22 protein-coding genes are annotated in these 18,853 nt (G+C 72.0%); 4 read left to right on the top strand and 18 right to left on the bottom strand.

From position 1 onward, the window contains the following. The first annotated feature begins 80 nt into the window (after nucleotides 1-80). A complete protein-coding gene (locus A4V12_RS32705) occupies nucleotides 81-848 on the top strand; it encodes an SDR family NAD(P)-dependent oxidoreductase (protein WP_064073116.1) in 768 nt (255 codons plus the stop codon). Nucleotides 849-913: 65 nt separating this feature from the next. On the opposite strand, the gene A4V12_RS32700 is transcribed toward A4V12_RS32705, so the two are convergent. Beyond that, nucleotides 914-2,374, bottom strand: coding sequence for a hypothetical protein (locus A4V12_RS32700; RefSeq protein ID WP_064073115.1), 1,461 nt, complete (start codon nucleotides 2,372-2,374; stop codon nucleotides 914-916). 197 nt (nucleotides 2,375-2,571) lie between these two features. On the opposite strand from A4V12_RS32700, the gene A4V12_RS32695 reads away from it, so the two are divergent. Continuing rightward, nucleotides 2,572-4,452: an endonuclease/exonuclease/phosphatase family protein gene (locus A4V12_RS32695; RefSeq protein WP_079137546.1), complete on the top strand. Its 1,881-nt coding sequence runs from the start codon at nucleotides 2,572-2,574 to the stop codon at nucleotides 4,450-4,452. Between the two features lie 9 nt (nucleotides 4,453-4,461). On the opposite strand, the gene A4V12_RS32690 is transcribed toward A4V12_RS32695, so the two are convergent. The 4 genes from A4V12_RS32690 to A4V12_RS32675 all read right to left on the bottom strand — a co-directional run bounded on the left by A4V12_RS32690 (nucleotide 4,462) and on the right by A4V12_RS32675 (nucleotide 6,300). Then, nucleotides 4,462-5,172 carry an antibiotic biosynthesis monooxygenase gene (locus A4V12_RS32690; protein WP_064073173.1) on the bottom strand — a complete coding sequence of 237 codons (711 nt, stop codon included), beginning with the start codon at nucleotides 5,170-5,172 and terminating at the stop codon, nucleotides 4,462-4,464. A gap of 200 nt (nucleotides 5,173-5,372) precedes the next feature. Beyond that, on the bottom strand, nucleotides 5,373-5,648 hold the full coding sequence (locus tag A4V12_RS32685; RefSeq protein WP_064073114.1) for a DUF4235 domain-containing protein: 276 nt from the start codon (nucleotides 5,646-5,648) through the stop codon (nucleotides 5,373-5,375). A gap of 8 nt (nucleotides 5,649-5,656) precedes the next feature. Next, a complete protein-coding gene (locus tag A4V12_RS32680; RefSeq protein WP_064073113.1) occupies nucleotides 5,657-5,914 on the bottom strand; it encodes a DUF3618 domain-containing protein in 258 nt (85 codons plus the stop codon). Then, nucleotides 5,911-6,300, bottom strand: a complete 390-nt coding sequence (locus A4V12_RS32675; RefSeq protein ID WP_234372425.1) for a phage holin family protein — start codon at nucleotides 6,298-6,300, stop codon at nucleotides 5,911-5,913. The genes A4V12_RS32680 and A4V12_RS32675 overlap by 4 nt, the downstream gene beginning before the upstream one ends. 143 nt (nucleotides 6,301-6,443) lie before the next feature. On the opposite strand from A4V12_RS32675, the gene A4V12_RS32670 reads away from it, so the two are divergent. Beyond that, nucleotides 6,444-7,358: a 4-hydroxy-tetrahydrodipicolinate synthase family protein gene (locus A4V12_RS32670; RefSeq protein WP_064073171.1), complete on the top strand. Its 915-nt coding sequence runs from the start codon at nucleotides 6,444-6,446 to the stop codon at nucleotides 7,356-7,358. On the opposite strand, the gene A4V12_RS32665 is transcribed toward A4V12_RS32670, so the two are convergent. The 4 genes from A4V12_RS32665 to A4V12_RS32650 form a co-directional block, all read right to left on the bottom strand. After that, nucleotides 7,334-7,543: a hypothetical protein gene (locus A4V12_RS32665; protein ID WP_064073112.1), complete on the bottom strand. Its 210-nt coding sequence runs from the start codon at nucleotides 7,541-7,543 to the stop codon at nucleotides 7,334-7,336. The genes A4V12_RS32670 and A4V12_RS32665 overlap by 25 nt on opposite strands. A 91-nt stretch (nucleotides 7,544-7,634) precedes the next feature. Then, a complete protein-coding gene (dapD, locus tag A4V12_RS32660; protein ID WP_064073111.1) occupies nucleotides 7,635-8,618 on the bottom strand; it encodes a 2,3,4,5-tetrahydropyridine-2,6-dicarboxylate N-succinyltransferase in 984 nt (327 codons plus the stop codon). Nucleotides 8,619-8,717: 99 nt separating this feature from the next. Beyond that, entirely contained in the window at nucleotides 8,718-9,737 is a 1,020-nt protein-coding gene (locus A4V12_RS32655) for a hypothetical protein (RefSeq protein WP_159028985.1), read from the bottom strand. Next, nucleotides 9,730-10,329 carry an RNA polymerase sigma factor gene (locus A4V12_RS32650; protein ID WP_064073109.1) on the bottom strand — a complete coding sequence of 200 codons (600 nt, stop codon included), beginning with the start codon at nucleotides 10,327-10,329 and terminating at the stop codon, nucleotides 9,730-9,732. The genes A4V12_RS32655 and A4V12_RS32650 overlap by 8 nt, the downstream gene beginning before the upstream one ends. A 237-nt stretch (nucleotides 10,330-10,566) precedes the next feature. Between A4V12_RS32650 and A4V12_RS32645 the strand changes: the two genes are divergently transcribed. Continuing rightward, entirely contained in the window at nucleotides 10,567-11,592 is a 1,026-nt protein-coding gene (locus A4V12_RS32645) for a hypothetical protein (protein ID WP_064073108.1), read from the top strand. Here A4V12_RS32645 and A4V12_RS32640 read toward each other — a convergent pair. The 9 genes from A4V12_RS32640 to A4V12_RS32600 form a co-directional block, all read right to left on the bottom strand. Beyond that, nucleotides 11,582-11,947, bottom strand: coding sequence for a VOC family protein (locus tag A4V12_RS32640; protein WP_064073107.1), 366 nt, complete (start codon nucleotides 11,945-11,947; stop codon nucleotides 11,582-11,584). The genes A4V12_RS32645 and A4V12_RS32640 overlap by 11 nt on opposite strands. Nucleotides 11,948-12,000: 53 nt before the next feature. Further along, the gene (locus A4V12_RS32635) at nucleotides 12,001-12,360 is read right to left on the bottom strand and encodes a metal-sulfur cluster assembly factor (RefSeq protein WP_064073170.1); all 360 of its coding nucleotides are present in this window, start codon (nucleotides 12,358-12,360) and stop codon (nucleotides 12,001-12,003) included. Between the two features lie 65 nt (nucleotides 12,361-12,425). Further along, a complete protein-coding gene (gene sufU / locus A4V12_RS32630; protein ID WP_064073106.1) occupies nucleotides 12,426-12,887 on the bottom strand; it encodes a Fe-S cluster assembly sulfur transfer protein SufU in 462 nt (153 codons plus the stop codon). A gap of 8 nt (nucleotides 12,888-12,895) precedes the next feature. Then, complete coding sequence (locus A4V12_RS32625; RefSeq protein WP_064073105.1) at nucleotides 12,896-14,152, bottom strand: cysteine desulfurase; 1,257 nt, start codon at nucleotides 14,150-14,152, stop codon at nucleotides 12,896-12,898. Continuing rightward, complete coding sequence (gene sufC, locus A4V12_RS32620) at nucleotides 14,149-14,913, bottom strand: Fe-S cluster assembly ATPase SufC (protein WP_064073104.1); 765 nt, start codon at nucleotides 14,911-14,913, stop codon at nucleotides 14,149-14,151. Before sufC ends, A4V12_RS32625 begins: the two co-directional genes overlap by 4 nt. A gap of 7 nt (nucleotides 14,914-14,920) precedes the next feature. Further along, entirely contained in the window at nucleotides 14,921-15,238 is a 318-nt protein-coding gene (locus tag A4V12_RS32615; protein ID WP_064073103.1) for a non-heme iron oxygenase ferredoxin subunit, read from the bottom strand. Next, nucleotides 15,238-16,419, bottom strand: a complete 1,182-nt coding sequence (gene sufD / locus A4V12_RS32610) for a Fe-S cluster assembly protein SufD (RefSeq protein WP_064073102.1) — start codon at nucleotides 16,417-16,419, stop codon at nucleotides 15,238-15,240. Before sufD ends, A4V12_RS32615 begins: the two co-directional genes overlap by 1 nt. A gap of 141 nt (nucleotides 16,420-16,560) precedes the next feature. Then, the gene (gene sufB, locus A4V12_RS32605) at nucleotides 16,561-17,976 is read right to left on the bottom strand and encodes a Fe-S cluster assembly protein SufB (RefSeq protein WP_064073101.1); all 1,416 of its coding nucleotides are present in this window, start codon (nucleotides 17,974-17,976) and stop codon (nucleotides 16,561-16,563) included. Further along, nucleotides 17,973-18,692, bottom strand: coding sequence for a helix-turn-helix transcriptional regulator (locus tag A4V12_RS32600; RefSeq protein WP_064073100.1), 720 nt, complete (start codon nucleotides 18,690-18,692; stop codon nucleotides 17,973-17,975). The genes sufB and A4V12_RS32600 overlap by 4 nt, the downstream gene beginning before the upstream one ends. Between the last annotated feature and the right edge of the window lie 161 nt (nucleotides 18,693-18,853).

Raw genomic sequence — 18,853 nt, 5'->3', positions numbered from 1 at the left:
CCGCACCCCCGTATCCACCCGCGCCCGTACCCACCCGCACTCGCACTCGCACTCGCACTCGCACCGACGGAAAGGCCCCCATGGACTTCCCCGGCACCGGCCGCCGCGTCCTCGTCAGCGGGGCCTCACGGGGCCTCGGCCGCGCCGTCGCCCGGGCGTTCGCCCAGAACGGCGACCGGGTCGCGGTGCACTACGGCTCACGCGCCGACGAGGCGCGCGCGACCCTGGAGTCCCTGCCGGGCACGGGCCACGTCCTGGTGGGCGGCGACCTCACCGACCCGGCGGCGACCGCCCGCGTGGCCGACGCCGCCGCGGACGCGCTGGGCGGCCTGGACGTGCTCGTCAACAACGCGGCGGTCAACATCCGGCACCCGCTGCCGGAGACGTCGTACGACACATGGGTGGCGGCCTGGCAGCAGCACGTCGCCGTCAATCTGCTCGCCACCGCGAACCTGAGCCACCTGGCGGGCCGCCGCATGATCGACCAGGGCACCGGCGGACGGATCGTCAACATCGGCTCCCGGGGCGCCTTCCGCGGCGAACCCGACCACCCCGCCTACGGGGCCACGAAGGCGGCCGTCCACGCCCTCGGCCAGTCGCTGGCGGTCTCCCTCGCCCCGCACGGCATCGCCGTCGCCTCGGTCGCCCCCGGGTTCTTCGCCACCGAGCGCGTGGCGTCCCGCCTGACGGGGGCGGAGGGCGAGGCGATCCGCGCCCAGAGCCCCTTCGGCCGGGTGGCCGCGCCGGAGGAGATCGCGGCGGCGGTGCTGTGGCTCGCCTCGCCCGCCGCCGAGTGGTCCTCCGGCACCGTCCTGGACCTCAACGGCGCCTCGCACCTGCGCACCTGATCCCCGCGGCGACCCCGGCGGGCACGCCGCGAGGCGGCGGCACCGGGACACCCGGGCGGCGCAGGTCAGTCACCCGCCCGGGAGCGGGCCTTGAACGCGGCCTTGCGCGCCTCCTTCGCCACCGCCTTGTCGCGGTGCAGCCGGCCCATCGCCTCCAGGACCTCCGGCGTGGCCGGGTGCTCCACGCGCCAGGCCGCGTCGAAGAACCCGCTGTGCTGGCTCGTCAGCCCCTCGACCAGTTCCCTCAGTTCCTCCAGGTCCCCGCCGCCGACCGCGTCGAGCTGCGCGGCGATGGTGTCGACGGCCAGCCAGAAGATCATCGTCTCGGGCGGCGCCGGCACGTCCGACGCGCCGTGCTCCGCCAGCCACACACGTGCGAGGCCGCCCAGCTCGGGGTCGTCCAGCACCTCCCGCACCGCGGGCTCCGCGGGGGCGCCCAGAAGCGACAGCGCCTGCTGGCAGTGGAGCCGGCGCAGCGGCGACCCCGCGTCCACGCCCTTGGCCGCCGCGAGCAGTTCACGGGCCGCGGGCAGGGCCTCGCGGCGGGTGAGCCAGGCGTGGGTCTCGGCCCGCGCCGGCGCCTCCGGGTAGCGGGCCAGACCGTCGAGCAGCACGTCCGCGCCCTTGTCGGCCAGGTCGCCGACCGCGGGGGCGTCCACGCCCGCCTCCAGCATCCGGGCGCGCACCCCGTACAGCCCGAGCGGCGTCAGCCGCACCATGCCGTACCGCGTCACGTCCTCGTCGTCGCCCATGGGTTCGGGCTCCTCGCCCTCCTCCGCCATGAGCGCCTCGTCGACGGGCTGGTACTCCACGAGCCCGACCGGCTCCAGCACCCGGAACTGGTCGTCGAGCCGCATCATCGCGTCCGACACCTGCTCCAGCACGTCGTCGGTCGGCTCGCCCATGTCGTCCGGCACGATCATCGACGCGGCAAGCGCCGGCAGCGGCACGGGCGCGTCCCCGGAGCCGCCCTCCGTGACGGTGAGCAGGTACAGGTTGGCGAGGACGCCGTCGAGGAACTCCGCCTCGGCCTGCGGGTCCCAGTCCAGGGCGTCGAGGTCGAGGTCGCCGTCCTCGCCGAGGAGTTCCGCGAGATCGTCGAGGAGCGGCGCGGTCGCGTCCGCGAGCGCCGTCTCCAGCGCGTCGAGCCAGAGCGCCAGGACGTCCTGCGGCGCCCCGCCGGTGACCAGGGCGAGCTGTCCGCCGGCCTCGACGGCGCCGTCCTCGCCACCGCCCTCGTCGTCCTGCGGCTCGTCGACCACCACGAGACCGGTGTCGACGGCGACCCGCCACGCCTCGCTGGCGTACGCCGCGCCGTCGTCGTCCGGCGCGAGCCCGAGCGCCTCGGCGGCGGCGGGCAGTTGCTCGTCGACCAGTTCGCCGCCGGCGCCGACCCGGGTCTCCGGTCCCGCCCAGCGGGCGAGCCGGACGGCGCGGGCGAGCAGCGGGGCGGCGAGCGCGTCCCGCGCCAGCTCCGCGTCCGAGGGCAGCCGTACCGGCGGCAGGGTGGGGCGATCCGACGACATCAGCGGTTTCTCCTCGGCACGTACGCGGGGGTCGGGCGGCCCCCAGCGTAGACGTATTCGGGCCCCCGCCCGGCAGTTCATGTACTGGTCAAGACCCGTCCACCCGCGAACCCTTGACAAGTACAGGCTCCGGATCAGACATTGACGCGCGTAGAGCTACCGCTCAGTTACCTCCCACGACCCCATCGGAGCCCGTGATGCCTTCCTCCCTGCCGAGAACCGCGCGGAGAAGCCTGCCGACCCTGTCGCGCACCGCCCCGCGCACCGCCGCCGTCCCGGCCGTCGTCGCCGCCGCCCTGGCCGCCGGCCTGCTCGCCACGGGCCCGGCGACCGCCGCCGACACGGCCGACACGGTCCGCATCCACGACATCCAGGGCACCACCCGCATATCCCCGCTCGCCGGGCAGCAGGTCAGCGGTGTGACCGGTGTCGTCACCGGCGTACGGACCTACGGCTCGCGCGGCTTCTGGTTCCAGGACACGCAGGCCGACGACAACCCCGCCACCAGCGAGGGCGTCTTCGTGTTCACCGGCTCCGTCCCGACCGTCGCCGTCGGCGACGCGGTCACCGTCTCCGGCACGGTCACCGAGTACGTGCCGGGCGGCACCTCCTCCGGCAACCAGTCGCTCACGCAGATCACCAAGCCCACCGTCGCCGTCACCTCCTCCGGCAACCCGGTGCCCGCGCCCGTCGTCGTCTCGGCCCGTTCGGTGCCCTCCCTGTACGCCCCCGAGGGCGACCCGGCGGCCGGCGGCTCCATCAACGGCCGGACCCTGGAGCCGGGCCGCTACGCCCTGGACCACTACGAGTCCCTGGAGGGCACCAACGTCCGCATCGGCTCCTCCCGGGTCGTCGGCGCGACGGACCCGTACAACGAGCTCTGGGTGACGGTGAAGCCGCACGAGAACGACAACCGGCGCGGCGGCACGGTCTACGGCTCGTACACCGCGCAGAACACCGGTCGCCTCCAGATCCAGTCGCTGACCCCGGTCTCGCAGACGCCGTTCCCGAAGGCGAACGTGGGTGACTGGCTGACCGGGACGACCGAGGGCCCCCTGGACTTCAACCAGTTCGGCGGCTACACCCTCACCGCCCGCACGCTCGGCACGGTCGCCGACCGGGGCCTGGAGCGGGAGACCACCGAGAAGCAGCACCGCAGCGAGCTGGCGGTGGCGACGTACAACGTCGAGAACCTCGACCCGACCGACGCGCAGGAGAAGTTCGACGCGCTGGCGAAGGCCGTCGTGGAGAACCTCGCCTCGCCCGACATCGTCGCCCTGGAGGAGATCCAGGACAACAACGGGGCGAAGAACGACGGTACGGTCGCCGCCGACGAGACGCTGAAGAAGTTCACGGACGCGATCGTCGCGGCCGGCGGCCCGGCGTACGAGTGGCGCGGCATCGACCCGGTGAACAACAAGGACGGCGGCGAGCCGGGCGGCAACATCCGCCAGGTGTTCCTCTTCAACCCCGAGCGGGTGTCCTTCACCGACCGCGCCGGCGGCGACGCGTCGGCGGCGACCGGTGTCGTGCGGGAGCAGGGCCGGGCGGCCCTGACCCACTCCCCCGGCCGGATCGACCCGGCGAACACCGCCTGGGACAACAGCCGCAAGCCGCTGGCCGGCGAGTTCACCTTCCGGGGCCGGACCGTCTTCGTCGTCGCGAACCACTTCGGCTCGAAGGGCGGCGACGAGTCGCTGGTCTCGCACCGCCAGCCGCCGAACCGTTCCTCCGAGGTCAAGCGCCTCCAGCAGGCGCAGGCGGTCAACGCCTTCGTCAAGGACGTCCTGGAGGTGCAGCGCACCGCCGACGTCGTCGTCCTCGGCGACATCAACGACTTCGAGTTCTCCGCGACCACGAAGGCGCTGACCGACGGCGGCGCGCTGCACGCGGCGGTCACCTCGCTGCCGCGCAGCGAGCGCTACTCGTACGTCTACCAGGGCAACAGCCAGGTGCTGGACCAGATCCTGACCAGCCCGTCGATCCGCCGCTTCGAGTACGACAGCGTGCACATCAACGCCGAGTTCGCCGAGCAGGACAGCGACCACGACCCGCAGGTGCTGCGCTTCCGCCCGTAAGGGCGCCGGTCACACGCCCGCGCTGAGGCTCAGCGCGGGCGTGTACCGCTTCACGCCGCCCCGGACGACACCGGGGTACGTCCGCACCCGCCGCCACTGGGGCGTCTCGGAGCCGATCCCGTCGCCGGGTCCGGCGAGGGCCTCGATGTGGGCGCCGGCGCTCTCCCACTCGGCGTAGTTGAGCACCCTGGTGCCGTCGAGCCCGAGGTGGAAGTGCCCGGAGATGCCTCCCGGGTGCAGGCCCGGGTCCGACCCCAGCGCCTCGAACACCGTGTCCACCCAGTCCCGTTGGCGGTCGGGGTCCGGTCCGTCGAAGACCACGTCGACGATCACGACGCAGCCGGGGACCCGGGATTCGTCGGGGCGGAGCGTCCCGCTGCGGTAGCGCGTGTAGGAGTGCGGGGCGGTGCGCTCGATCCCGGGCACGGCGGCGTCGATCTCGGCGTGCAGGCCGCCCTCGTGGGCCCGGACGAAGGCCCGGTGGACCGCCTCGCCGGTCCACTGCGCGTAGTGCAGGAGCGTCTCCCCGTCCTCCCCCGCGTACATGCTGTACGAGAGCGGTCCCGCGTCGTCCGGCAGGTCCCGGCGCCCCCAGGCCCGTGCCACGGCGTCGAGGGCGGCCCGCCGGCGCCGCGGCGAACCGACGTGCCACGTGCCGACCGTGACGAGGCCGACCCCGGGGCGGCAGAGGTCCGGCCGGGCCGGAACGTCGCTGATCATGGTCATGTCTCGTCCTCCTCGTGCGGACGCCGCGCCTCCGTCGGCGCGGTCGCATGACCATGCTGGAAGATCAAGCGCGGTTGAGGTCAACCGCCCGCGGCCGTGCGTGCGGGGCCCGGACACGGCTGCGCGGCCGGGCGCCGGTCCCGTCGACGGGCGACGGGCGGGCGCACGGCCGCGCGACGGACCGCGGTCGGGTGTCAGCCCGGCCAGGTGCCGGTGAGGCGCCGCACCCCCACCGCGCCGGAGCGGTCCACCGCCGCCTTGACCACCGCGAAGATCGCACCCTGTACGGCGGCGGCCAGAAGGATCTCCTTCCACTCCCGCTCCTCGTCCATGGCGTCCGGGGCGTCCCCGTCCCCGATCGCGGCCCACGCCTTGGCGAACAGCGTGCTGGCCACGGCACCGCTCGCCATGCCGAGGAGGATGCCCACCGGCCGGTAGAGCAGCTTCTGCTTCCGCTTCTTCTTCGCCATTCCCGTCCTCATCCCCACTTTCCGGTACGCCTCAACTGCCACAGCACCACACCCGCGACCGCGACGGCCGCGACCGCCGCGAGGAGTTGGCGAGAGTGCTCGCGCACCGGCTCCGGCGTCTTGTCGTGCACCAGGAGGGCGGCGCGCGCCTTCACGTCCGTCTTGGCCATGAGCTGGTCGATGGTCTCGCCCAGTTCCTGCCGCTTGCGTGCCGCCTGGAGGCGGAGTTCGTCAGGGCCCGGGGTGTGGTGCGTGTCCCGTGTCATCGGTGGACCCTCTCCTTGATCTCGTGGACGTCCGAGCGCACACCGTCGATGGCCCGCTCCGGTTTCGGCGGTGTCGCGCGCTTGAGCTGCGCGCGGCCCAGCGCCGCGAGGACGCCGGCCAGGACGAGGAACAGCGCTGTCGCGATGAGCACGGCCAGCCACACGTCGAGCACGATCGCCAGGGCGGCCGCCACGGTGGCCCACACCCCGATGAGGCCGACGTAGCCGACGGCGGCCGCGGCCCCCAGCAGCCCGCCGCCCTTGCCGGCGCGTTTGCCCTTCTGCATCATCTCGGCCTGCGCGGTGCGCATCTCGGTCTTCACCAGGTCGGAGAGCTGCTCAGACGCCTGCTTCACCAGCTCGCCGACCGACGGTTCTCCGGCCACGCGGATCGCCTCCCATCTCGTACGGGAAGCTCCGGGTACCCCGCGGAACGCCTCCGCAACCAGCCGATGCTTCAGCAACACTTTGCCTTGACTCCAAGGAGATCTAAGTGGACCTGAACGGTGCCGGGCCGCAGACTGCGACCATGCCTCTCTCCTCCGCCGTCCCCCGCCCCTTCGGCCGCGCCCTGTGCGCCATGGTCACGCCCTTCACCGCCACCGGCGGGCTCGACCTCGACCGGGCGCGGAAGCTCGCCGTGGACCTGGTGGGCCGGGGCTGCGACGGGCTGGTCCTCAACGGCACCACCGGCGAGTCCCCCACGACCACCGACGCCGAGAAGGCCGCGCTCATCGGGGCGGTGCGGGACGCGCTGGGCCCGGACACGCCGCTCGTGGCGGGCGTCGGCACCGCGGACACGGCCCACACCGTGGAGCTGGCCCGCCAGGCCGAGCGGGCCGGGGCGGACGGACTGCTGGTGGTCGCCCCGTACTACAGCCGCCCGCCGCAGGCGGCCGTCGAGGCCCATTTCCGCCGGGTGGCGGACGCGACGGGGCTGCCGCTGGTGCTGTACGACATCCCGGGCCGTACGGGCACCCGCATCGAGCCGGAGACGCTGCTGCGGCTGGCCGGCCACCCGCGGATCGTGGCGGTGAAGGACTGCGCGTACGACCTGATGGGCACGACCAAGGTGCTGGCCCGCACGTCACTGGCGTACTACTCGGGCTGCGAGGAGATGAACCTGCCGCTGTACGCGATCGGCGGCGCGGGTTTCATCAGCACGGTCGCCAATGTGGCGCCGAGCGCCCTGCGGGCGGTGCTGGACGCCTTCGACGCGGGCGACACCGCCGGCGCGGCGCGGCTGAACCGGCACACCATCGCGCTGGCCGGGCTGATGATGGCGTCGGGGCTGCCGGGTACGGTGACGGCGAAGGCCCTGCTGGACGCGGGGCCGGTCCGCGAACCGCTGCAGCCCGCCGACCGGGAGACGGTCGACGGGCTGCGGGCGGCGTACGAGGAACTGGTCCGGAAGCCGGCTCAGGACCCCACGACCGAGTTGTGACCCAGCAGGGCGACGTGCTCCAGCACGTCCTCCATGGGGTCGTCGATCTGGCCGATGGAGACCAGCGACACCCGGTGGCCGTTGTCCGAACCGCTGTGGGCCTCGTCCGCGTGGGCGGCCCCGGGCGCGAGCACGGCCGCCAGCACCGCGAGGAAGCCGGGAACGATGAGCCTGCCGGTTTTCATATGAGCCGTCCCTCGCCCCGCCGGATCGTGTGATGGTGTGCGACCTGCTTATCCACCCGAGTGGCGGAAAGGTTACGCACGATCACACGAATCAGTTGTGGCTGTGCAGGATGTCGTTGAGGCCGCCCCACACCGCGTTGTTCGGACGGGCCTCGACGGTGCCGGTGACCGAGTTGCGGCGGAAGAGGATGTTGGAGGCGCCGGACAGCTCGCGGGCCTTGACGATCTGGCCGTCGGGCATGGTGACGCGCGTACCGGCGGTGATGTAGAGACCCGCCTCGACGACGCACTCGTCACCGAGGGCGATGCCCACGCCCGCCTCGGCGCCGATCAGGCAGCGCTCGCCGACGGAGATGATGACGTTGCCGCCGCCGGAGAGGGTGCCCATGGTGGAGGCGCCGCCGCCGATGTCACTGCCGTCGCCGATGACGACGCCCGCGGAGATGCGGCCCTCGACCATCGAGGTACCGAGGGTGCCGGCGTTGAAGTTGACGAAGCCCTCGTGCATGACCGTGGTGCCGGCGGCGAGGTGCGCGCCGAGCCGGACGCGGTCGGCGTCGGCGATGCGCACGCCCTTGGGCGCCACGTAGTCGGTCATGCGCGGGAACTTGTCGATGCTGGTGACCTGGAGGTGCAGGCCCTCGGCACGGGCGTTGAGCCGGACCTTCTCGACGTCGTCGACGGCGACGGGACCGAGGGAGGTCCAGGCGACGTTGGCCAGCAGCCCGAAGATCCCGTCCAGGCTCTGCCCGTGCGGCTTGACGAGCCGGTGGCTGAGCAGGTGCAGGCGCAGGTAGGCGTCGTGGGCGTCGAGCGGCTTCTCGTCGAGCGAGGCGATCACGGTGCGGACGGCGACGACCTCGACGCCGCGCCGGGCGTCGACGCCGAGGGCCTTGGCGGCACCGTCGCCGAGCAGGTTGACGGCCTGGTCGGAGGTGAGCCGCTCGGTCCCCGAGGGGCCCGGCTCGGCGACGAGCTCGGGGGCCGGGAACCAGGTGTCGAGAACGGTGCCGTCACCGGCGATGGTGGCGAGGCCGGCGGCGACGGCGCCGGTGGTACGAGGTGCAGAAGTCATGCCAGAAACCTAACCGCCGCCCCGCCGCCCGGGCGAACCGGTCTCACCTCCCGGTCGCCCGCCCGCGCCCCCGTGCCGGGCGGGCGCCGGGGACACGGGTCAGGAGCGCGCGCCCCGGGAGTCGACGACCTCGGTCGTGACGCGCAGGCCGGTGGCGAGGACGGTGCCCTTGGCCACATGGGGGCGACCGGACTTCTTGCCGCGGATGTGGTAGTTCATCCCGGCGACGAGCTGGACTCCTTCGAACTCTTGCGTCTCCGGGTCGAGCAGCAGGCGGAAGGTGTTCCGTTCGAAGGAATGGTCCCGGTGGTTTCCCTCGACCCAGAGGGCGGTGAAGGTCTTCCCCGCCTCCGGTACGGCGGTCGCGGTCAGCCGCGCCCCGTCCAGCTCCCCGGCGATCCGGAGCAGCAGCCTGCTCTTCTCCCGGGGCACCGAGGTCGCCGTCGCCCACACCTCCGCGATCTCTTCCAAGTCGCGCTGCGCCTGGGTCAGGCGCGGCGCACTGATCACCCGGCTGGGGAGGGACCGTTCGCGGATCATGCGGAGGGCGGCGCCGGGGTCGTCCGGCAGGTCCGCCACCAGCGCGTCGGCCTGCCGGGGGGTCATCGAGTCGGCCCCGGCTCCGTTGCTCCTCGCGCCGGTGGCGGTCTGCGGAGGAGGAGTCGGCCAACCCGGCCGCTCGCTCCATCCGTCGTAGCGGTTCCACGCCTCCTCCGTATGGGCCGACCGCTTCGTCAGGTCGCACGGCTCGCTCGGACCGGGCTCCAGCTTGAGGGAGAGCATCTCCATGAAGGGGCCGCCGCTCCCCACGCCACCGCAGCGCACCGACCACCAGGTGGTCTCGCGGTGGATGAACTGGTCGGCCCGCGGTGCGCCGGTGGGCGCCGTCGGTGCCGTCGGTGCCGACGGCTCGGGGGCGCCCGGCAGCAGCGTGACGAGCGTCGCCACCGTGGTCACCGCCGCCGCCGCGCCCGCCACCGCGAGCCACCACCCGCCCCGGAGGCGCCGCCTGGGGCGGCCGGCCTCGTCGAGGAGGCGGCGGTGGCCGGGGGCGAGGCGGGCGCGGTCGGGCACGGGCGCGTCCGCGCGGAAGTCCTGGAGCGTCCGCATCTCATCCATGGGTGACCTCCGTGGCGAAGTCGTCTACGAGGGTGGGGTCGCAGCCGCCGAGCGCGGCCCGGACCTTCCTGCGGGCCCGGTTGAGGCGGGAGCGGACCGTGCCGACCGGTATGGAGAGCGCCTCGGCGACCTCCTGGTACGTCAGGTCGGCCCAGGCGACCAGCAGCAGCACATGCCGGTCGCCGGCCGACAGGGACGCGAGCGCGCCGGCCAGGGGGCCGTGGGCGGCCTGGGCGGTGACCCGGTCGTCGGCGTGGTCGACCCAGGACTCGGCGACCGGGTCGCGCCCGGTGCGGGCCAGCGCGTTCAGGGCCCGGACCTCGGTGCGGCGCTGCTTGCCGATCAGGTTGGCGGCGATGCCGTAGAGCCAGGGGCGGGCGTTGGGGCGCTCCGGGTCGTAGCGGCCGCGGACGCGGAAGGCGGCGAGGAAGGTGTCGGCCGTGATGTCGTCGGCGGCCGCGTCGCCGAGGCGCCGGGCGGCGTACCGGTGGATGTCGGCGGCGTACCGGTGGTACAGCTCGGCGAAGGCCTCGGGGCGGTCGAGGGACGTGGTGACGACGGTGGCGTCGTCGGCGCCCGGTGGGCCGGTCACGGAGTCTCCGTCTCTGGCGGGTGTGGTCACACCCCCTGTTCCCCGCAGCCCCCGGCCGGGTTCACGGCCGTGAGGCACGGCGGCCGTGCGGACACCGGCCCGATAACGTGTCCACGACAGAGTCATACATCAGTGCGAGGGGGACGGGGACGCATGGCGCAGCACACGGGGTGGGGACCGCCGACAGGACCGCCGGCAGGACCGCCACCGGGGCCGTACGGATGGGACGGGGGCTGGATGCCTCCCCAGCCGCCCAAGCCGGGGGTCATCCCGCTCGCGCCGCTGGCCGTCTCCGACCTCCTGAGCGGGGCCCTGGCCACCATGGGCCGCCACTGGAAGCAGCTGCTGGGGCTGGCGCTGGCCGCGTACGGCACGGCCGTCGTGGTCTTCGGCGGCGGCCTGCTCGTCGCCTTCCTCACGGTCGGGGACCGTCTGAAGGACGCGGGGCAGGACGACGTGCCGGCGCTGCTCACCGCCTTCGGCGCGGTGTACCTGCTGGGCGTGCTGGTGATGCTGGCCGCGAACGCGGTGGTCTACGCGAGCTGCCCGGCCGTCCTTCAGGACGCCGTCCTCGGCCGCCCCACGACGATCGGCACCGTGTGGCGGCGGGTGCGGCCGCGCGTGGGGGCGGTGCTGGGCACCGTGCTGCTGACGGGGCTCATCGCCGCGGTGCCGCTGCTGCTGATGGCCCTCACCCTGGTCGCGGCCTTCGTGGCGCTCCTGGCGGCGGCCCACTACGACACTCCGGAATTCGGCTGGTGGGTGCTGGCCGGCGCGCTGGGCATGCTGCTCACCGGTCCCGTGGCGATCTGGCTGTGGGTGCGCTTCAGCCTCGCCCCGGCCGCCGCCGTCTTCGAGGGGCACGGCGCGTTCGCCGCGCTGCGCCGCTCCGCGCAGCTGGTGCGGGGCGCCTGGTGGCGGACGTTCGGGGTCACCCTGCTGGCCACGCTGATGGCGGCGGTGACCGGCTACCTCATCCAGATGCCGTTCCAGTTCCTGGCCGCCCTGCCGGGTGCCGGCCTGTCGGACACCCCGACCGACGGCTCGCCCGACGCCGCCGTGGTGGTGAGCCTGCTGGGCACGGTCCTGGCCCTGACCCTGGTCGCCCAGCTGGTCGCGCAGATCCTCACGGCGGCCTTCCCCCAGCTGGTCACCGCGCTGCTCTACGTGGACCAGCGCATCCGCCGGGAGAACCTGGCGCCCGCGCTCGCCGAGGCGGCCGCCGTACCGCCGCCGGGCGACGCCTCCGGCGTCAGTCCGTGAGGGACTTCTTGGGCCGCAGGACGCAGAACTCGTTGCCCTCCGGGTCGGCGAGGACCACCCAGGTCACGTCGTCGCCCTGACCGACGTCCACCCGCCGGGCCCCGAGGGCGATGATCCGCTCCACCTCGGCGTCCTGGTCGTCGGGGGCGAGGTCCAGGTGCAGCCGGTTCTTGACGGTCTTCTCCTCCGGCACGGTGAGGAGGACGATTCCCGGCATCGCGTTCTCGTCGGCGCCGATGACGATCTCGTCGGGGTCCTCGTACAAGACCTTCCAGTCGAGGACCTGGGTCCAGAACCGGGCGAGAGCCGGGGCGTCATGGGTGTCGATGGCGATCTGGTACAGCGAAACGGCCATGCCCGCCAGTCTGCCTGGCGGGCATGGCCGTCGCAGCCGAAAAGCCGAAGACGTCAGACGTTGAAGCCGAGCGCGCGGAGCTGCTCGCGGCCGTCGTCGGTGATCTTGTCCGGGCCCCACGGCGGCATCCAGACCCAGTTGATCTTCAGCTCGTTGACGATGCCGTCCGTGGCCGCCTTCGCCTGGTCCTCGATCACGTCGGTCAGCGGGCAGGCCGCCGACGTCAGCGTCATGTCCAGGGTCGCGATGTTGGCGTCGTCGATGTGGATGCCGTAGATGAGGCCGAGGTTGACGACGTCGATGCCCAGCTCGGGGTCGACGACGTCGTACAGCGCCTCGCGGACCTCCTCCTCGGACGCCGGCTTCAGCGCGACCGTCCCGCCCGCGGGCTCCGTCCCGTCCGTCCCGCTCACCGTCTCCGGCTCGGCCGCGGCCGTCTCGCCGCCGGCGGCGAGCTTGCCGGCCGTGTCGTTCTCACTCATACGGTCTTCCTCTCCGCGTCGCCCATCGCCTGGGCGGTCGCGTCCTTCCAGGCCATCCAGCTCAGCAGGGCGCACTTCACCCGGGCCGGGTACTTGGAGACACCGGCGAACGCGACCGCGTCCTCCAGCACCTCCTCCATCGCGTCGTCGGGCTCGATCCTGCCCTTCGACTGCATCAGCTCCAGGAACGTGGCCTGGATCCGCTGCGCCTCGGCGAGTTCCTTGCCGACGAGGAGTTCGTTCAGCACGGAGGCGGACGCCTGGCTGATGGAGCAGCCCTGCCCCTCGTACGACACGTCCTCGATCCGCGACCCGTCGTACTTCACGCGCAGCGTGATCTCGTCGCCGCACGTCGGGTTGACGTGGTGCACCTCGGCGTCGCCGTCCCGCAAGCCCCGCCCGTGCGGATGCTTGTAGTGGTCCAGGATGACGTCCTGGTACATCGAATCCAGCTTCACACCCGCTCCTAGCCGAAGAAGTTCCGGACGTGCTCCAGACCCTCGACCAGGGCGTCGACCTCGGCCGGAGTGGAGTACAGATAGAACGACGCCCGCGTGGTCGCAGGAATTCCGTACCGGAGGCAGACCGGCCGCGCGCAGTGGTGGCCGACCCGGACGGCGATGCCCTGCTCGTCGAGGACCTGGCCCACGTCGTGCGGGTGGATGTCCCCGAGGACGAAGGAGATCGCCGCACCGCGGTCCTCGGCCGTCACCGGGCCGATGATCCGCAGGCCCGGGACCTCCTGGAGGCGGCGGACCGCGTACTCGGTGATCGCGTGCTCGTGGCGCGCGATGTTCTCCATGCCGATCGAGGTGAGGTAGTCCACCGCCGCGCCGAGGCCCACGGCCTGCGCGATCGGGGGCGTGCCCGCCTCGAACTTGTGCGGCGCCGGGGCGTACGTCGACGAGCTCATCGACACGGTCTCGATCATCTCGCCGCCGCCGAGGAACGGCGGGAGGTCCTCCAGCAGTTCCTGGCGGCCCCAGAGCACACCGATGCCGGTCGGGCCGCACATCTTGTGGCCGGTGAAGGCGACGAAGTCGGCCTGGAGGGCCTGCACGTCCAGCGGCATGTGCGGGGCGGCCTGCGAGGCGTCGATCAGCACCAGGGCGCCGACGTCCTGGGCGCGGCGGACTATCGCCTCGACCGGGTTGACGGTGCCCATGATGTTGGAGACCAGGGTGAAGGAGACGATCTTCGTCTTCTCGGTGATGATCTCGTCGATGTTCGACAGGTCGAGACGGCCGTCGTCGGTCAGCCCGAACCACTTCAGCTTCGCGCCGGTGCGCTGCGACAGCAGCTGCCACGGGACGATGTTGGAGTGGTGCTCCATCTCCGTGATGACGATCTCGGTCTCACGGTCGACGCGGTAGGGCTCGTCGGCCCAGCCCAGCATGTTGGCGACGAGGTTGAGCGACTCCGAGGCGTTCTTGGTGAAGATCACCTCGTCCCGGCTGGGCGCGTTGATGAAGGCGGCGACCTTGTCGCGCGCGCCCTCGTACAGCGCCGTGGCCTCCTCGGCCAGCACGTGCACGCCGCGGTGCACGTTGGCGTTGTGCCGCTCGTAGTACTCGCTGACGGCGTCGATGACCTGGCGCGGCGTCTGCGAGGTCGCCGCGTTGTCCAGGTACACGAGCTTCTTGCCGTCGTGGAGCACCCGGTCGAGGATCGGGAAGTCCTTGCGGAGCGCCTCGGTGTCGAGGAGGCCCGGCAGCTGTGTCACGCGGATACGCCACCCTTCGTGTAGGACTCGTAGCCCTCGTTCTCGAGCTTGTCGGCGAGCTCGGGGCCGCCCGACTCGACGATCCGGCCGGCGGAGAAGACGTGGACGAAGTCGGGCTTGATGTACCGCAGGATGCGCGTGTAGTGCGTGATCAGCAGGGTGCCGACCTCACCGCTCTCGCGGACGCGGTTGACGCCCTCGGAGACGATGCGCAGCGCGTCGACGTCCAGACCGGAGTCCGTCTCGTCGAGGATGGCGATCTTCGGCCGGAGGAGCTCCAGCTGGAGGATCTCGTGGCGCTTCTTCTCACCGCCGGAGAAGCCCTCGTTGACGTTGCGCTCGGCGAAGGCCGGGTCCATGTTGAGGCGCTCCATGGCCTCCTTGACCTCCTTCACCCAGGTGCGCAGCTTGGGGGCCTCGCCGCGGACGGCGGTGGCGGAGGTGCGCAGGAAGTTGCTCACCGAGACGCCGGGGATCTCCACCGGGTACTGCATGGCGAGGAAGACGCCGGCGCGGGCGCGCTCGTCGACGGACATCTCCAGGACGTCCTCGCCGTCGAGCGTGACGGTGCCCCCGGTGATCGTGTACTTGGGGTGACCGGCGAGGGAGTACGCGAGCGTCGACTTGCCGGAGCCATTGGGGCCCATGATGGCGTGGGTCTCGCCCTGCTTCACGGTCAGGTCGACGCCCTTGAGGATCTCCTTCGTGGCGTTGTCGGCCTCGACGGAGACGTGCAGGTCGCGGATTTCAAGCGTTGCCATGGGTGACTCAGGACTCCTGGGTGACGGAGACGAGCACATCGTCCCCTTCGATCTTTACGGGGTATACGGGGACGGGGCGCGTCGCGGGAAGGCCGGACGGCTTGCCGGTGCGGAGGTCGAAGGCGGATCCGTGCAGCCAGCACTCGATCTGGCAGTCCTCGACCTCGCCCTCCGACAGCGAGACGTTGGCGTGCGAGCAGATGTCGTGGATCGCGAACACCTCGCCCTCGGTCCGGACGACGGAAACCGGCGTGCCGTCGAGTTCCACCCGCTTCGGGGTGTCCTCCTCCAGCTCGCTCAGCCCACAGGCTCGGACGAAGGGCATCAGAGGGACGCCTCCAGCTCCGCCTCGATCTTGGTGATGAGGCGCTCCTCGACGTCCGGCAGACCGATCTGCTGGACCAGCTCGGCGAAGAAGCCGCGGACGACGAGGCGGCGGGCCTCGGTCTCCGGGATGCCGCGCGCCATCAGGTAGAAGAGCTGCTCGTCGTCGAAGCGGCCGGTGGCGGAGGCGTGACCGGCGCCGGCGATCTCGCCGGTCTCGATCTCCAGGTTGGGCACGGAGTCGACGCGGGCGCCGTCGGTCAGAACCAGGTTGCGGTTCATCTCGTACGTGTCGGTGCCCTCGGCAGCGGCCTGGATGAGCACGTCACCGATCCACACGGCGTGGGCGTTCTCGCCCTGGAGCGCGCCCTTGTAGGCGACGTTCGACTTGCAGTGCGGGGTGTTGTGGTCGACCAGGAGGCGGTGCTCCTGGTGCTGGCCCTTCTCCGTGAAGTACAGGCCGAACAGCTCGGCCTCGCCGCCGGTCCCGGCGTACGTCACGCGCGGGTGGAGGCGGACGACGTCGCCGCCGAAGGTGACGACGACCGACTTGAAGGAGGCGTCGCGGCCGACCAGAGCGTTGTGCTGGCCGACGTGGACGGCCTTCTCGTCCCAGTCCTGGATGGAGACGACGGTGAGCTTGGCGCCGTCGCCGAGGAGGTAGTCCACGTTGGCGGCGAGGACCGCGTCACCGGTGTGGTCGATGACCACGACGGCCTCGGCGAACGCGCCGAGCTCGACGACCTGGTGGCCGAAGGCGGTACCGCCCTCGCCGTGCACGGAGATCCGGATCGGCTCGGTGAGCACGGTCTCCTTGGGCACGGTGACGACCGAGGCCTTCTCGAAGGCGGAGTACGCCTGGGCGGCGACCCGGTCCACCGGGGTGCCGGCCCTGCCGAGCCGGGCGTCGTCACGGCCGACGGTCTCGACGGTGACACCCTCGGGCGCCTCCACCTCGACGCGGACGCCGTCGCCGGTGGCGACCGCGGTGCCGTCGTGCAGCCCGCGGAGCCGCTCCAGCGGCGTGAACCGCCACTCCTCCTCGCGGCCGTGCGGGACGGGGAAGTCCGCGACGTCGAAGGACGGGGGCGCGCTCATGCGGGTCGCGACGGTGGACTCGGCGGCCACCGCGATGGAGCCGGCGGTCGTGGAGCCCACCGGGATGTTCTGGGCCTCAGCCATGGCTGTCGGTCTGCTCGCTTTCTGCGTTCGGTGCGTGCGCTGCGCGCGGGGCGGGTCCGGCCGGGGCCGGCCGCCCCGCGGGCGGCTCACTGGGCTCACACCGGGTGAGCCCGGGGACGTGATCGATACGGCCGGGGGCTGCTAGCCCACCGCGCCTTCCATCTGCAGCTCGATCAGCCGGTTGAGCTCGAGCGCGTACTCCATGGGCAGCTCCTTGGCGATCGGCTCGACGAAGCCGCGCACGATCATCGCCATGGCCTCGTCCTCCGACAGGCCGCGGCTCATGAGGTAGAAGAGCTGGTCCTCGGAGACCTTGGAGACGGTCGCCTCGTGGCCCATGGACACGTCGTCCTCGCGGACGTCGACGTACGGGTACGTGTCCGAGCGGGAGATCGTGTCGACGAGCAGCGCGTCGCACAGCACGTTCGACTTGGAGCCCGGGGCGCCCTCGCCGATCTCGATGAGACCGCGGTAGGAGGTGCGGCCGCCGCCTCGCGCCACCGACTTGGAGACGATGTTGGAGGAGGTGTTCGGCGCCATGTGGACCATCTTGGCGCCGGCGTCCTGGTGCTGGCCCTCGCCCGCGAAGGCGATGGAGAGGGTCTCGCCCTTGGCGTGCTCGCCCATCAGGTAGACGGCCGGGTACTTCATCGTCACCTTGGAGCCGATGTTGCCGTCGACCCACTCCATGGTCGCGCCCTCGTAGGCCACGGCGCGCTTGGTGACCAGGTTGTAGACGTTGTTCGACCAGTTCTGGATCGTCGTGTAGCGGCAGCGGGCGCCCTTCTTCACGATGATCTCGACCACGGCGGAGTGGAGGGAGTCCGAGGAGTAGATCGGGGCGGTGCAGCCCTCGACGTAGTGGACGTAGGCGTCCTCGTCGACGATGATCAGCGTCCGCTCGAACTGGCCCATGTTCTCGGTGTTGATCCGGAAGTAGGCCTGGAGCGGGATCTCGACGTGCACGCCCTTGGGGACGTAGATGAACGAGCCGCCGGACCACACCGCGGTGTTCAGCGACGCGAACTTGTTGTCGCCGACCGGGATGACCGTGCCGAAGTACTCCTGGAAGAGCTCCGGGTGCTCCTTGAGCGCGGTGTCGGTGTCGAGGAAGATGACGCCCTGCTCCTCCAGGTCCTCGCGGATCTGGTGGTAGACGACCTCGGACTCGTACTGGGCCGCGACACCGGCGACGAGGCGCTGCTTCTCCGCCTCGGGGATGCCGAGCTTGTCGTACGTGTTCTTGATGTCCTCGGGCAGGTCCTCCCAGGAGGCCGCCTGCTTCTCCGTGGAGCGGACGAAGTACTTGATGTTGTCGAAGTCGATGCCCGACAGGTCGGAGCCCCAGTTCGGCATGGGCTTCTTGTCGAAGAGGCGCAGACCCTTCAGCCGCAGCTTCAGCATCCACTCCGGCTCGTTCTTCTTCGCGGAGATGTCGCGGACGACGTCCTCGGAGAGACCGCGCTTGGCGGCCGCTCCGGCCGCGTCCGGGTCGGCCCAGCCGTACTCGTACCGACCCAGGCCCTCGAGCTCGGGGTGGCTGATCTCGGTGGTCATGCGGGGTTCCTCCCGGCCGTGCTTGCAGATGCTGATGATGTGGTGTGCGGGATGTACGTCGTGCAGACACCGTCGCCGTGGGCGATGGTCGCCAGTCTTTGCACGTGGGTGCCGAGCAGACGGCTGAAGATCTCCGTCTCAGCCTCGCACAGTTGCGGGTACTGCTCCGCGACGTGGGCGACCGGGCAGTGGTGCTGGCAGAGCTGCTGTCCGACCGGCGCGTTGCGGGCCGTGGCAGCGTACCCGTCGGCGCTCAGGGCCTTGGCGAGCGCCTCGGCGCGGTCCTCGGGCGCCGCCGCCTCGACGGCCTCGCGGTACGCCTCGGCCTGGGACTCGATCCGGTCCCGGGCGAAGGCGGCGACGGCCTCCTCGCCGGCGGTCCGCTCGATCCAGCGCAGGGCGTCGACGGCGAGGGCGTCGTACGACTGGTCGAAGGCGTCCCGGCCGCAGTCGGTCAGGGCGAACACCTTGGCCGGGCGGCCACGGGTGCGGGCGCCGTAGACGCGCTGCTCGCGGGGGGCGACGACGTCGTCCGCGACGAGGGCGTCGAGGTGCCGGCGGACGGCGGCCTGCGTGAGACCGAGCCGCTTGGCGAGCTCGGCCACGGTGGACGGGCCGTGATCCAGGATGGAGCGCGCGACCCGGTTGCGCGTGGAGCGCTCCCCGGTCGCGAGTTCCTCCGCTGGAGCCGCGGGAGCCTCACCGACGTTTTTCACAACGCCATTGTTGCGTAATTCCTCAGGGCCTGACAAGCGACGTCCCGACCGGCGGACGGTGCCGTACATCACTAAGGGAAACCTAACCTGACCTGCGGAAACGATCAGGGGCCGGGGCCCGGCGAACCCGCCGCTCCCCCGCCTGACCTGCCCGTTTTGCC

The sequence above is a fragment of the Streptomyces noursei genome, assembly GCF_001646665.1.
GTDB classification, from domain to species: Bacteria; Actinomycetota; Actinomycetes; order Streptomycetales; family Streptomycetaceae; genus Streptomyces; species Streptomyces lavendulocolor.
Note: the sequence above shows the minus strand (reverse complement) of the source record. Positions and strands in the feature narration are given on the sequence as shown.

What these genes read in the sequence shown, in the direction of transcription:
- A4V12_RS32670 (WP_064073171.1), top strand. Translation starts at nt 6,444, where the DNA reads ATGCCTCTCTCCTCCGCCGTCCCCCGCCCCTTCGGCCGCGCCCTGTGC.
- A4V12_RS32640 (WP_064073107.1), bottom strand. Translation starts at nt 11,947, where the DNA reads ATGGCCGTTTCGCTGTACCAGATCGCCATCGACACCCATGACGCCCCG.
- A4V12_RS32705 (WP_064073116.1), top strand. Translation starts at nt 81, where the DNA reads ATGGACTTCCCCGGCACCGGCCGCCGCGTCCTCGTCAGCGGGGCCTCA.
- A4V12_RS32680 (WP_064073113.1), bottom strand. Translation starts at nt 5,914, where the DNA reads ATGACACGGGACACGCACCACACCCCGGGCCCTGACGAACTCCGCCTC.
- A4V12_RS32655 (WP_159028985.1), bottom strand. Translation starts at nt 9,737, where the DNA reads ATGGATGAGATGCGGACGCTCCAGGACTTCCGCGCGGACGCGCCCGTG.
- sufD (WP_064073102.1), bottom strand. Translation starts at nt 16,419, where the DNA reads ATGGCTGAGGCCCAGAACATCCCGGTGGGCTCCACGACCGCCGGCTCC.
- A4V12_RS32615 (WP_064073103.1), bottom strand. Translation starts at nt 15,238, where the DNA reads ATGCCCTTCGTCCGAGCCTGTGGGCTGAGCGAGCTGGAGGAGGACACC.
- A4V12_RS32700 (WP_064073115.1), bottom strand. Translation starts at nt 2,374, where the DNA reads ATGTCGTCGGATCGCCCCACCCTGCCGCCGGTACGGCTGCCCTCGGAC.
- A4V12_RS32685 (WP_064073114.1), bottom strand. Translation starts at nt 5,648, where the DNA reads ATGGCGAAGAAGAAGCGGAAGCAGAAGCTGCTCTACCGGCCGGTGGGC.
- A4V12_RS32645 (WP_064073108.1), top strand. Translation starts at nt 10,567, where the DNA reads ATGCCTCCCCAGCCGCCCAAGCCGGGGGTCATCCCGCTCGCGCCGCTG.
- A4V12_RS32665 (WP_064073112.1), bottom strand. Translation starts at nt 7,543, where the DNA reads ATGAAAACCGGCAGGCTCATCGTTCCCGGCTTCCTCGCGGTGCTGGCG.
- sufB (WP_064073101.1), bottom strand. Translation starts at nt 17,976, where the DNA reads ATGACCACCGAGATCAGCCACCCCGAGCTCGAGGGCCTGGGTCGGTAC.
- dapD (WP_064073111.1), bottom strand. Translation starts at nt 8,618, where the DNA reads ATGACTTCTGCACCTCGTACCACCGGCGCCGTCGCCGCCGGCCTCGCC.
- sufC (WP_064073104.1), bottom strand. Translation starts at nt 14,913, where the DNA reads ATGGCAACGCTTGAAATCCGCGACCTGCACGTCTCCGTCGAGGCCGAC.
- A4V12_RS32695 (WP_079137546.1), top strand. Translation starts at nt 2,572, where the DNA reads ATGCCTTCCTCCCTGCCGAGAACCGCGCGGAGAAGCCTGCCGACCCTG.
- A4V12_RS32690 (WP_064073173.1), bottom strand. Translation starts at nt 5,172, where the DNA reads ATGATCAGCGACGTTCCGGCCCGGCCGGACCTCTGCCGCCCCGGGGTC.